Consider the following 12,798-nt stretch of genomic DNA (forward strand, 5'->3'; position numbering starts at 1 on the left):
GTTAGGATGCCACAATATAGATAATATCTGTTTTGTTCAAATTGATGGTGATCCTGTTGGTCCTAGTTCATGTAAGACTAATTCAGTTCGGTGGGATATAGAAAAGGATCCTAATGGTAAGAGCAGTTTTAGTTTGCTAAATGCCGCATATTTCTCTGGAAAGTCAGTAGTACTACAAATTAGTGAGCAATGTTTCAAATATCAAAATAACTTTCCTACTTTTGTATGGCTGACAGTGGTTAATTAAGGTTTAACATATGTTTATAAGAAAATTATTTATTTTTTTTATATTTTTCTCTGTCTCTATGTCTTCCCAAGCAGAGTGTGAAAAATGGGGTTGCATCGGGAAAATAACTAATATCTATACTAATGCGGATGGGATGATCTATTTTGGCACTGAGTACAACGAGAAGAAAGCGAATTGCACACCAGTTTCTGATGTTTACTTTACACTTAATCCTAAATCAGAAAATGCAAAAGAAATATATTCTTCCGTATTGTCTGCTTATATGGCAGACAAGAAAATACAGCTAAGGGTCAAAGAGGGTAGTCAGGGGTGTGAATTGGCTTATGTTAATTTATCCACATCAATTTAAGGTGAAACTTGTATGATTTTAAAAATGAAAATTAAACAATTTTTTTGGTTTATGTTAATGGCTGTCTCATGTAATGCTTATGCCGATATTACCTGTTCTGGTAAGGTATTGACTGTTTTACAGTATGCTAATGGTAGTGTAAATGTTAAGACATCTTATCGTAATGATTATACATATATATGTAATACCGTATCTAATTGGAAGGGCATCAGCCCTGATGCCTGTCGTTCTATGTTGAGTATTGCTCTTTCCGCTAAGGCTGTCGATAAAAATATCCTTGTTTACTATTCTGGTAATCAATTTTCTTGTGCAACGATCCCTAAATATGCTAATTCACCTTCTCCTGTCTATGTAGGAATAGATCAATAATGATGACTAAAAATTCTGTTATAAGCATAACGCTACTCACGTTAATGTCTGTCTTGACCGCATTTAATGCCCATGCTGCTCGTCAGGTTGGTAAGATTACAGGTGTCATTCCCTATGAAGCTTCAGGGAAAAAGATTGTAATTTTTAAAATCGAAAACAATATTGCCCAAGGGTGTAATGTTACTGGCCGTTTTGCATTTGATGAGTCCAAGAAAAATTTTGATTTGATGTCTTCTGCGCTTCTTTCAGCATTTCATAGCCAAAAGACTGTTCAAGTAGAATATACGGACAGTTGCAATATTTGGGGAAATTCGTACGACATTGCATATTTCTGCATCGGGGACATACCTTGTTAGCTTACTTATCACCAACTTTCTGGTTTGCCTTTCCTCTTTAAACTTAATACTTGCCTTTCATTATGGGTATTGCACAATAGCGCCTCTCGCTGACTTTACCCAGAGCGCTTTAATTCACATGCTACTTATCATCGATAACTACGATTCGTTTACCTACAACTTGTACCAATACTTCTGTGAGCTGGGAGTTCAAGTGACGGTGGTGCGTAATGATGAAATCGATATCGCTGGCATTGAAGCGCTCAGCCCAACGCATCTGGTGATTTCCCCTGGGCCTTGCACGCCGAATGAGGCGGGAATTTCACTGGCCGCGATTGAACATTTTGCGGGTAAACTTCCGATTTTAGGAGTCTGCCTTGGGCATCAAGCCATTGCGCAAGTGTTTGGCGGGCAAGTGGTGCGAGCCAAAAAGGTGATGCATGGTAAAACTTCACCGATCCAACACACCAACCGTGGCCTCTTTCTAGGGCTCAATAACCCGTTAACCGTTACTCGCTACCATTCGTTGGTGGTCAAAGCCGATTCTCTTGCGGACTGTTTTGAGCTCACCGCTTGGACTCAACAGGCCGATGGTTCGATGGACGAAATCATGGGTTACCAACATAAAACACTGCCAATTGATGCCGTGCAGTTTCATCCTGAATCAATTAAAACAGAACAGGGTCATCAACTGCTCGCAAATTTTTTGCGCCGTTGAACCATTCTCAACCGGACTGCGATCACCTTTCTTAACATTTTCTTCATCATTTCTGCTGTTTTTTATCTTTGCAATATTATGCACCATACATCCTGTTGGAATGAGGGATGGCTTGTTGCCTCAAGGCCTTGTTGTGCTTATTCATATTATTTATAAAAAAGTGCTTCATAAAAGAGGTGACTTAATGCATAAATAATCATAAGTAGTGACGATTGTCGGTGGTTCTGCCGATCTAAAAGAATAAATCACTATTGAAATGGTTAATAATTTGTAAATACAATGCTGCATTAGCTAAAAAGCGAAACAATATCTTCCACTCAAGCGTTTAGTAGGAAGATCGCAATCTGCTTGGCATGCGGTATCAAGAGGGAATGTGTAATGACAGTGGAAAATAATGTAGATCGCAATCTGTTTGATGAGGTGATGGTCCCTTGTTATAACCCGATGGAGATGATTCCAGTTAAAGGGCAGGGCTCTCGAGTGTGGGATCAACAAGGTCATGAATACATCGACTTTGCTGGCGGTATTGCGGTGAGTTGTTTGGGCCATTGCCATCCGGCGATGGTTGATGCGATCACCAAGCAAGCCAATAAGTTGTGGCATCTCAGTAACGTGATGACTAATGAGCCTGCTTTGCGCTTGGCGAAAAAATTAACGCAAGTCAGTTTTGCTGAAAAGGTGTTTTTTGCTAACTCCGGCGCGGAAGCTAATGAAGCGGCGCTCAAACTGGCGCGTCGCTGGGCCGCTGATGTCCATGGTGAACAAAAATCAGAAATCATCGCCTTTAACCAAGGCTTCCACGGCCGCACTTTCTTTACAGTGACGGTTGGGGGGCAAGCAACTTATTCCGATGGATTTGGTCCTAAACCTTCGGATGTTACCCACCTACCGTATAACGATATTGAAGCGTTGCAAGCACACATCTCTGATCGCACTTGTGCGGTAATGATGGAACCCTTGCAAGGCGAGGGTGGCATTGTGTCCCCTTCGGCTGAGTTTGTCCAAGCCGTGCGTGAATTGTGCAATAAGCACAACGCCCTGTTGATCTTTGATGAAGTGCAAACCGGTAATGGCCGCACTGGTGAGTTCTATGCTTATCAAGGATTGGGCGTCACGCCGGATATTTTAAGTACCGCGAAATCATTAGGTGGCGGTTTCCCTATTGGCGCTATGCTCACCACAAACGAATTGGCCGCGCATTTTAAAGTGGGCACTCACGGCTCTACTTATGGTGGCAACCCACTGGCTTGCGCGGTAGCGGAAGCGGTGGTTAATGTGGTTAGTCAGCCAGAAACCTTGGCTGGCGTGAAGGAGCGTGAAGCGCTCTTTCGTGAAGGATTAGCTAACATTAATGAGAAGTACCACATTTTTAGTGAAATCCGTGGTAAAGGTCTACTGCTTGGCGCGGCATTGAATGAGCAGTGGCAAGGTCGCGCTCGCGATATCCTACAAGCCGCGGGCAAGCAAGGTTTACTGGTGTTGGTTGCGGGTATGAACGTGGTTCGTATGACGCCTTCATTAGTGATCACCAAACAAGAAATAGAAGAAGGCTTAGCAAGATTAGATAAAGCTATTGCATCACTCATGTAGTGAAAAAGCCTAGCAGCCCAAGGTAGGATGCCTTGGGCCACTTCAAGCATCTGGAGGGAAGTATTGATGCTAGTTGTTCGCCCTATCGCAATGTCGGACTACGATGCGCTACACACATGCGCTATTGAATCCGGTCACGGGTTTACATCACTACCCGTGAATGAAAAGCTCTTAACCAACCGTATTACTCATTCTGAATACAGCTTCGCTAAACCCGACGTCTCAGAGCCGGGAGATGAAGGTTACCTGATGGTCGGTTTTGATTCTGAAACCGGTGAGGTAGCAGGGACGACTGGCGTTGAGGCATCGATTGGCCATGACGTGCCGTTTTATTCTTATCACATCAGCACGATCGTGCATTCGTCGCCTAAGCTGAAGGTCAACAATACCGTCAAGTTGCTTACTTTTGGCAATAACTACACGGGATGCAGTGAAATTTGTACGCTTTTTTTACGCCCAGATTTTCGTCAAGGGTTGAATGGGCGTTTGATGTCGAAATGCCGTTTTCTGATGATGGCAGAACACCCACATCGTTTTTCTAAAACCATCTTTGCTGAAATGCGTGGTGTGTCTGATGCCGAAGGCAACTCGCCCTTTTGGCAATGGCTGCAAGAGCATTTTTTCTCGATTGATTTCACTATGGCTGATTATTTAACTGGCATTGGTAAAAAAGGGTTTATTGCTGATCTGATGCCCAAACTGCCGATATACGTCAACTTATTGAGTAAAGAGGCACAAGCGGTGATTGGTCAAGTGCATGACAATACCCGTCCAGCGTTAACGCTACTCGAGCGTGAAGGATTCACCTGCCGTAACTATGTAGACATTTTTGATGCAGGTCCAACGGTTGAGTGTGATTTGCGCAATATCGAATCCGTACGTCACTCGGTGCGAGCGAAAGTGGAACTGACCGAGCATTCAAGCTCGCAAGATTATCTTATCTGCAATAGCTCGTTTGAAAACTTTCGTGCTACTGCTGCAAAAGGTGCTTATAACCGCGAAACGGAAACGGTGATCATCTCACCTAAAGTGGCGCAAGCTCTATTGGTTGATAGTGGTGATTTTGTTCGAATTTTGGCGCAGTAAAATAGGTACATTGGAAGGTAAGGATTAACAGATGACTCAGTGGATTGCAGGTGAATGGTTAGCTGGACAAGGCGAGGCAATGCTTTCGCTTAGTCCCTATAACAATGAGACGATTTGGCAGGGCGATAGCGCCACACCCGCGCAAGTAGAAGCAGCGGTTACGGCGGCAAGAGTCGCATTTATAGAGTGGAAAAAACGCCCTTTTGTTGAGCGTGAGCAATATGTCTTAGCCTTCGCTGAAAAAGTGAAACAGCGCAGTGAAGAGCTTGCGCAGATCATCGCCAAAGAGACAGGGAAGCCACTCTGGGAAACGCGTACTGAAGCGGCAGCAGTAGCGGGTAAAATCGCTATATCCATTCGAGCTTATCATGATCGCACTGGTGAAAACACACGCGAAGCGGCGGGTAATCAACTGGTATTGCGTCATCGTCCATTGGGCGTTCTTGCGGTTTTTGGTCCGTATAATTTTCCTGCCCACCTGCCGAATGGTCATATTGTGCCTGCACTTTTAGCGGGTAATACGGTTGTGTTTAAACCTTCAGAGCAGACTCCGTGGACGGGTGAGTTTGTGATGAAGTTGTGGCAAGAAGCAGGCCTACCTGCGGGTGTACTTAACCTAGTGCAGGGCGCGAAGGAAACGGGTATTGCGCTTGCTCAGGCCAAAGGTATTGATGGCCTTCTTTTTACTGGCAGCGCAAATACAGGTCATTTACTCCATCGCCAGTTTGCTGGGCAGCCGGGGAAAATGCTGGCTTTAGAAATGGGCGGCAACAACCCAATGGTCATCTCTAAGCAGTATGGCGAGCTTGATGCGGCAGTGTATACCATTATCCAATCGGCATTTCTGAGTGCCGGGCAGCGGTGTACCTGCGCACGGCGTCTTTACGTTCCTGAAGGGAATGAAGGTGATCTGTTACTTGAAAAGCTGGTCAGTGCCACTCAAAAATTGCGTATTGATCACCCCTTTGCTGAGCCAGCACCTTTTATGGGGCCACAAATATCACAAGCGGCGGCGCAGTTCATTCTTGCTGCTCAGGATAATTTACGCACCTTAGGTGGCGTCAGCTTGCTGGCCGCGACACCTTTGCAGGCGGCGTTTGTCACTCCGGGCATTATTGATGTCACCGCAGTTAGTCAATTGCCTGATGAAGAGTATTTCGGGCCATTGTTACAAGTCGTGCGTTACCAAAGCTTAGATCAAGCGGTGCAACTGGCTAATGAAACTCGCTTTGGTTTATCGGCAGGCTTAGTGTCGACCAATGATGCCGAATGGGATTACTTTGTCGATCATATCCGCGCTGGTATTGTAAATCGTAATCGACAATTAACCGGAGCCAGTGGTGATGCACCGTTTGGTGGGCCGGGAGCGTCGGGAAATTTAAGACCAAGCGCCTATTACGCGGCTGATTACTGCGCATACCCAATGGCATCAATGGAAGGTTGTTCGACAGAACTGCCTGCCACGCTCAGCCCTGGGGTTGAGCTATAGCAGTAAACTTTATCTAAAACCCCATGCCTACTAGCATGGTTTAAACCGAGCACAGACAAGGAGGCGTTATGACGCCAACCGTTTTATTTCAATCATTATGGAATGACTACATTCAGCGCCTTTGCCCTTCTGCCGACAAAGTCCATCACTTGCTTCAAGAAGACGAAGCCTTGATTAATGACCATATTGCGTTGCGAACCTTCAATGTTGCGCCATTAGGTATTGAAACGCTGGCTAAGCCTTTTCTTGCCTTAGGCTACGTTGCCTGTGGTGATTATGTGTTTGAAAGTAAGAAGCTGGTAGCGAAGCACTATGAACACCCTGATTCGACCCAGCCTAAAGTATTCATAAGCGAGCTGAAAGTGGAAGAGTGCTCACCTGCACTCCAAGCCATTGTGGAGAAACTGCTACATCAAGTCGATAGCAATAAATTAAACAGCAGTGACTTTTTATATGGCGGTCGCCTGTGGCAACTAAGCTACAGCGATTATTTGCAGCTTGCCAACGAAAGTGAATACGCCGCTTGGTTGGCGGCGCATGGTTATGGCGCAAACCATTTCACTGTTAGTGTTAATCAACTGCAGGCGTTTAATGAAGTGAAAGCGGTCAATGATCATCTACGCCAAGCGGGTTTTACCATCAATGAAAATGGTGGGGAAGTGAAAGGTACGCCTGATGTGCTGCTTGAGCAGTCGTCGACCATGGCCGATAAAGTACCGGTGCAATTTACGGAAGGGGTGGAGGTGATTCCCGGTGGATTCTATGAATTTGCCAAACGCTATCCAATGGTCAACGGTGAACTCTACAGTGGTTTTGTGGCGGCCTCTGCAGATAAGATATTTGAAAGTACAGACATGCAATAGCCTCTCATCTTTTTACTTTCGTATCGAAATATCACCAAAGAAAAAGCCACCTGAGTTCCCCAAGGTGGCTTTATGCATTCAATCTCAATCATTTTGATTGAAATTAACGAGTTCCGTACACCACGATAGTTTTACCGTGGGCAGAAATTAAATTCTGCTCTTCGAGCATCTTCAAAATACGTCCCACAGTTTCACGAGAACAGCCTACAATTTGGCCGATCTCTTGACGGGTGATTTTGATTTGCATGCCATCTGGGTGCGTCATTGCATCAGGTTGTTTCGCTAGGTTAAGTAGCGTTTGTGCAATACGGCCCGTCACGTCTAGGAAGGCTAAATCGCCTACTTTTTGACTGGTGACTTGCAGGCGTCGAGAAATTTGTGCAGACAGACGCATTAAGATGTCTGGGTTCACTTGGATAAGCTGACGGAATTTCTTAAAAGAGATTTCCGCAACTTCACAAGGTGATTTTGCACGGACCCAAGCAGTACGCTCTTGGTCTTCTTCAAATAGACCAAGCTCACCGATAAAGTCACCTTGGTTGAGGTAAGAGAGGATCATCTCTTTACCTTCTTCGTCTTTAATCAATACCGCTACCGAGCCTTTGACGATGTAGTACAGCGTCTCTGCTTTTTCGCCAGCATGAATCAACGTGCTTTTCGATGGGTATTTATGAATATGACAGTGTGAAAGAAACCACTCTAGTGTTGGATCGGTTTGAGGTTTACCTAGAACCATAATATCTCACTTCCTCTGCAGGGTACGCTTGCCGCTTTCCATATTGTAGCTAAGCCTAAAATAAGCTTACTAGGATAAGAGCACTTTCCAAATGCTGCAAGCTAACTTGTGTTTCGGTTAAGGATAGTATCCTTTTTCAGAAACGATTTCTTGATTTTAATCGTGTCAGTGGCATGATTTTTTACGCAAAACTGTGCACATGATCACGGTATGAAAAGTAACCGTCAACTTGTCCGATCACTTAGCCAATTTTACCTGTTTCAATCAATTGCTGCAGGATCGGTCTGACGATCAATTCCATCGCAAAACTCATCTTGCCACCCGGCACCACAATGGTGTTGTGGCGCGACATAAAAGAGCCATCAATCATGGCGAGCAGATAGGGGAAATCAACATTCTTTATGCCGCGCAGACGGATCACGACGAAGCTTTCATCCAAACTAGGGATTCCCTTGGCGTTAAGTGGGTTTGAAGTATCAACCGTTGGCACCCGTTGAAAGTTGATGTGAGTTCGCGAGAATTGAGGGGTGATGTAATTGAGGTAATCGTCCATTGAACGAACGATAGAATCCATCACTGCTTCACGTGAATGGCCTCTATCACGTGTATCACGCACGTATTTTTGTATCCACTCAAGGTTAACGATTGGCACCATACCTATCAAAAAATCGACATGCTGCGCGACGTTTACATCGCCATCGACTACACCGCCATGCAGACCTTCGTAAAACATCACATCCGAGTTTTCTGGTAAATCTTGCCAAGGTGTAAAGGTGCCGGGCATTTGATTGTAGGGCACAGCTTCGTCAAAAGAGTGCAGATAACGACGAACTTGGCCTGTGCCTAATTTCCCATATTGGCGGAAAAATTCTTCCAATGCAGGAAAATCATTGGCTTGTGGACCAAAGTAGCTGATGTGCTTCCCTTGTTCGCGCGCTTTACGAATTTCCACATCCATTTCTGGGCGGGTAAAGCGGTGGAAGCTATCCCCTTCAACCCATGCTGGTTTTATGTTCATCATATTGAACATTTTGCGAAAGGCTTCAGAGGTCGTAGTTGTACCGGCACCGGACGAGCCGGTGACAGCGATAATTGGATGTTTTGCTGACATGACAAACCCTGTCTGTATGTAACGTACTTGTTATCGATGGCTGCAATATAGCACGAAAAGAGTAGATTGTTTTGTGCGGAAATTATTTACGCAATTGAATATCCACACTTTCATGCAACTCAGAATAGACGATGATCGCTTCCCCTGTTGCGAGCTGTTTCTTTATTTGCTCGATTTTTTGCTGCAATGGTACTTCCTGCTCTCCGTAATCAGTACCTTCGCGTAATACAAACGTTTCAATCAAATTATCCAGTGTTTCAGGCGCAATGTGCTGCCAAGGAATAAGCATGACGACCTCTTAAACTGTCATGGAGAAAAGGGTATCGATTTAAAGCGATATGTGATTAATCATGCGTTGCACTGATGGTCAATAGGGTTGCCGTGACGCAGGTTTTCGTAATAAGTTGGAAGTGCTTCTTCGAGCCAAAATTTAGGCTTAAGCGCGCTACCGCTGAGAAAACCGACATGGCCACCTTGGGTAAATAAGCGGTAATGGATATTCTCTGGTAAAGAAAATTTGGGGATCACGGCATCCGTCATAAAGGGGTCATCTTGCGCTTGAATGATTTGTAGCGGCACGCGAATTTGTGTCAGCTTTGAAAGGCCTGAGCACTGCTGGTAGTAATCCTGCGCATCTTGAAAACCATGCAAAGGCGCGGTGATGAGATCGTCAAATTCGTAAAGTTTTTTGATGTGTTTAATTTGATGGTGAGAAATACCTAACTCATTATGTAAAAGATGCTGTTTCTTTAGTGCATTTTTTTTCAATGATGTCAGTAAGTAAGCGCGATAAACCTTTGAAAATCCCTGTTCAATGCGTGTGGAACACGCTGCCAGATCGAGCGGAGCGGAGACAACGGTTGCCGCGCTAACGATCGGGTCGTGATTATATTGCGCTAAGTAATTAACCAACATATTGCCGCCAAGAGAAATGCCCACCGCGACGATAGGTCTATTCGGGCATTGCTTGCGTATGTATTCGAGCACAAAGCGTGCATCTTCAACCTCACCAGAATGGTAAGCGCGTGCCAAATGGTTCGGTTTGCCGCTACAGCCGCGAAAATGCATCATGACCGATAACCATCCCTGTTGTGCGAAGGCGTACATTAAGCCATTGGCATAAGGGCTATGAAAACTGCCTTCTAAGCCATGAAACAAGACGAATAGGGGTTTATTTTGTACTCGCTCTGAGCGCCAATCATCACTCCAAGCAAGGTCTAAAAAATCACCATCAGGTGTAAACAGCGTTTGCCACATCGGCTCAAAACGTGCGCGTTTGCGCAATAAACGAGGAAGCAGAGTCTGAAGGTGTGGATTTGTTAGTCCAGTAGCAGCGATAAATGGAGTCATAACCATAGCGTATTATTTTTATGAATTGCGACCAGTATACACTGAGAGAGCAATTGATGTAGTTACGGTTTTTGAGAATGAGGCGCTGGGGTTTTAAAGGCGAGATGCAAATGCTCACAGCCAAGCTGGCGACAGTAACGCAGCGTTAATTGTTCACCATGGTTATTCTGCAATGCCAATGCGTTGATACATTCCACAAGATCAGCTTGCTGCTGCTTTTCAAGTTGCAGCTCAAATTGCAGCGCCTCGCGGTACAGCGTATCTGGCACCATGCTTTTCAAACGTCGTCTTAACTCTCGGTAACTGTGCAACAGCGCTTCTGAACGACCGATGCATTGAGTGACATTTTGCCAGTCAGCATCGGCAACCGTCACTTGTTGCTCATCAAGCCATTTGAGTAGCAGCAATAAGTTGACGTTGCCGTGGAAGTTATTTTGTAAACTTAAGCACGCCTCTTTCACTTCTCGCACGCTGTAGTATTGCAAACTGAATTGCCATAAGCGTTCTAAGGTCAGTGATAATCGTACGTGCTCTTGGCTCATCTTAGCGACTGAATTCCTGCTCTAGTTGTTCGAGTGTCTCTTGTTCCGACATCCATTCCATTTCGATTGCTTCAAGTGCCGATTTGCTGCGAGCTTGAAGCGCAATCACTTCGGTAAGTTTAGCTTTGTTTTCGGCTTCATACAGCGAAGTATCAGACAATTGCACTTCAGTTTGCGCCAGTGCCGCGTTCAATGTGTCCATTTTCGCTTCGAGTTGTGTCAGTTTTTTGCGAATTGGTGCGGTTTGGATGCGAAATTCCGCTTCTCGGCGCTTTTGATCTTTTTTGGCAGCGGCACTGTTGCTGCTGTCTTTGGCAGGTTGCTGAGATTGAACTTCTCTACGTTCCGCTTTCTGTTGTTCTGTCAGCCACTTGTAGTAGTCGGTTAAATCCCCATCGAAAGGCGCGACTTGACGATCGTGCACCAAGTACAAGTCATCGGTGGTTGCGCGCAGTAGATAACGATCATGGCTGACGATGACCATCGCGCCTTCAAAGGTTTGCAGGGCAAACGTTAGGGCTTGACGCATATCCAAGTCTAAGTGGTTGGTGGGTTCATCAAGCAGCAGCAAGTTCGGTTTTTGCCACACAATTAGCGCAAGCACTAAGCGAGCCTTTTCACCCCCGGAAAACGGAGCTATTTTTTCTAGCGCTTTGTCGCCTTGGAAACCAAAACTACCCAGATAATTACGCAGCTCAAGTTCGTTTTTATCCGGGGCAATTTGCATCATGTGCTGCAGAGGGGTCTCTTCTGGATGCAGTGTTTCTAACTGATGCTGGGCAAAGTAACCAATCTTTACACCTTGCGAATAAGTGAGATCGCCGCCTTGCGGTTTTAACTCACCGGAGAGTAATTTAATTAATGTTGATTTACCCGCACCGTTACGCCCGAGTAATCCAATACGGCTTCCCGGTACAAGGTTGAGGCGAATTTTTTCTAAAATTAAACGTTCACCATACCCGGCGTAGACTTCGTCCATCATCATGATTGGGTTAGGCAGTGCCGAAGGCTCTCGAAATTCGAAATTAAATGGGTTATCAAATTGAGCTGGCAGCACTTTTTCCATTCGTTCCAGCGCTTTTATACGGCTTTGTGCTTGGCGAGCTTTGGAGGCCTTGTAGCGGAAACGGTCGATGTAGCTTTGCATGTGCACCATCTGTTTTTGCTGCTTCTGGTACATGGCTTGTTGCAAGATCAGTTTTTGCGCCCGTTGATTTTCAAACGATGAGTAGTTTCCGGTGTATTCGTTCATGGCTTGATTTTCGATATGGATGATGCGTCCGACGATCGGATCAAGAAAATCGCGGTCATGGGAAATCAAGATCAAGGTGCCGGGATAGTTTTGTAACCAACGTTCAAGCCACATGACGGCGTCCAAATCCAAGTGGTTGGTCGGTTCATCAAGCAGCAGTAAATCCGAGCGGCACAACAGCGCTTGCGCTAAGTTTAAGCGCATCCGCCAACCACCTGAAAATTGCGTTAAGCTCCATCCCATCTGTTCTTGGCTAAACCCCAAACCATCAAGCAGTTCAGAAGCCCGGGCGCGAATACTGTATCCACCGATGGTTTCAATTTTTCCATGCAGCTCTGCAACTAAGGTTCCTTGGTCAGCCTCTTCAGCAACGCTGAGGCGCCGTTCTAATTCACGATATTCACGATCGCCATCGATGACATACTCAATCGCATTGCGATCAAGAGCTGGAGTTTCTTGGGCAACCCAAGCCAGTTCCCAATGAGCTGGTTTACTGAAGGAGCCGGCGTCAATAGATAGCTCATCTTTGAGTAGGGCAAAGAGCGTTGATTTGCCACAGCCATTTTTGCCTACTAGGCCAACTTTATCGCCCGGCTGGATAGTTGCAGAGGCCTTTTCAAGGAGCGGTTTACCGCCGCGCAGTAATTGAATATCAGAGAAGGTAATCATAAAAATCTATTTTTCATATCGAGACGTTATCGCGTGGAATAGTAGGGGCAATAAGGATAAATGTCGATCATTATGCAAATTGCGTTATTATG

Annotated in this window: 15 protein-coding genes; 9 read left to right on the top strand and 6 right to left on the bottom strand. The window is 45.4% G+C overall.

The genetic code is table 11. From position 1 onward, the window contains the following. The 9 genes from VOR_RS19070 to VOR_RS0105585 form a co-directional block, all read left to right on the top strand. The coding region (locus VOR_RS19070; RefSeq protein WP_010318732.1) for a hypothetical protein at window positions 1–247 on the top strand (247 nt) is incomplete at its 5' end. 10 nt (window positions 248–257) lie between these two features. Further along, on the top strand, window positions 258–596 hold the full coding sequence (locus VOR_RS0105550; RefSeq protein ID WP_010318733.1) for a hypothetical protein: 339 nt from the start codon (window positions 258–260) through the stop codon (window positions 594–596). 12 nt (window positions 597–608) lie between these two features. Next, window positions 609–965, top strand: a complete 357-nt coding sequence (locus VOR_RS16830) for a hypothetical protein (protein ID WP_010318734.1) — start codon at window positions 609–611, stop codon at window positions 963–965. Further along, window positions 965–1,321: a hypothetical protein gene (locus tag VOR_RS0105560; RefSeq protein ID WP_010318735.1), complete on the top strand. Its 357-nt coding sequence runs from the start codon at window positions 965–967 to the stop codon at window positions 1,319–1,321. Before VOR_RS16830 ends, VOR_RS0105560 begins: the two co-directional genes overlap by 1 nt. Before the next feature lie 118 nt (window positions 1,322–1,439). Beyond that, entirely contained in the window at window positions 1,440–2,018 is a 579-nt protein-coding gene (locus VOR_RS0105565; protein ID WP_010318736.1) for an aminodeoxychorismate/anthranilate synthase component II, read from the top strand. A 378-nt stretch (window positions 2,019–2,396) separates the two neighbouring features. Continuing rightward, the gene (locus tag VOR_RS0105570; protein ID WP_010318737.1) at window positions 2,397–3,608 is read left to right on the top strand and encodes an aspartate aminotransferase family protein; all 1,212 of its coding nucleotides are present in this window, start codon (window positions 2,397–2,399) and stop codon (window positions 3,606–3,608) included. Between the two features lie 66 nt (window positions 3,609–3,674). Beyond that, complete coding sequence (astA, locus tag VOR_RS0105575; protein ID WP_010318738.1) at window positions 3,675–4,694, top strand: arginine N-succinyltransferase; 1,020 nt, start codon at window positions 3,675–3,677, stop codon at window positions 4,692–4,694. A gap of 31 nt (window positions 4,695–4,725) precedes the next feature. After that, window positions 4,726–6,183 (top strand): succinylglutamate-semialdehyde dehydrogenase, encoded by a 1,458-nt coding sequence (astD, locus tag VOR_RS0105580; RefSeq protein ID WP_010318739.1) that lies wholly within the window; start codon window positions 4,726–4,728, stop codon window positions 6,181–6,183. A 68-nt stretch (window positions 6,184–6,251) separates the two neighbouring features. Next, on the top strand, window positions 6,252–7,046 hold the full coding sequence (locus VOR_RS0105585; RefSeq protein ID WP_010318740.1) for a DUF1338 domain-containing protein: 795 nt from the start codon (window positions 6,252–6,254) through the stop codon (window positions 7,044–7,046). A 103-nt stretch (window positions 7,047–7,149) separates the two neighbouring features. On the opposite strand, the gene crp is transcribed toward VOR_RS0105585, so the two are convergent. The 6 genes from crp to VOR_RS0105615 all read right to left on the bottom strand — a co-directional run bounded on the left by crp (window position 7,150) and on the right by VOR_RS0105615 (window position 12,706). Next, complete coding sequence (gene crp, locus VOR_RS0105590) at window positions 7,150–7,782, bottom strand: cAMP-activated global transcriptional regulator CRP (RefSeq protein ID WP_010318741.1); 633 nt, start codon at window positions 7,780–7,782, stop codon at window positions 7,150–7,152. A 241-nt stretch (window positions 7,783–8,023) separates the two neighbouring features. Continuing rightward, window positions 8,024–8,893, bottom strand: coding sequence for a phosphoribulokinase (locus VOR_RS0105595; RefSeq protein ID WP_010318742.1), 870 nt, complete (start codon window positions 8,891–8,893; stop codon window positions 8,024–8,026). A gap of 82 nt (window positions 8,894–8,975) precedes the next feature. Then, a complete protein-coding gene (locus VOR_RS0105600; RefSeq protein WP_010318743.1) occupies window positions 8,976–9,182 on the bottom strand; it encodes a YheU family protein in 207 nt (68 codons plus the stop codon). A 59-nt stretch (window positions 9,183–9,241) separates the two neighbouring features. Next, complete coding sequence (locus VOR_RS0105605) at window positions 9,242–10,249, bottom strand: hydrolase (protein WP_010318744.1); 1,008 nt, start codon at window positions 10,247–10,249, stop codon at window positions 9,242–9,244. Between the two features lie 56 nt (window positions 10,250–10,305). Beyond that, window positions 10,306–10,785: a TIGR02444 family protein gene (locus VOR_RS0105610; RefSeq protein ID WP_010318745.1), complete on the bottom strand. Its 480-nt coding sequence runs from the start codon at window positions 10,783–10,785 to the stop codon at window positions 10,306–10,308. A 1-nt stretch (window position 10,786) separates the two neighbouring features. Next, the gene (locus VOR_RS0105615; RefSeq protein WP_010318746.1) at window positions 10,787–12,706 is read right to left on the bottom strand and encodes an ABC transporter ATP-binding protein; all 1,920 of its coding nucleotides are present in this window, start codon (window positions 12,704–12,706) and stop codon (window positions 10,787–10,789) included. Window positions 12,707–12,798: the final 92 nt, after the last annotated feature.

It is taken from the genome of Vibrio ordalii ATCC 33509 (genome assembly GCA_000257205.1).
Classification (GTDB): Bacteria; Pseudomonadota; Gammaproteobacteria; order Enterobacterales; family Vibrionaceae; genus Vibrio; species Vibrio ordalii.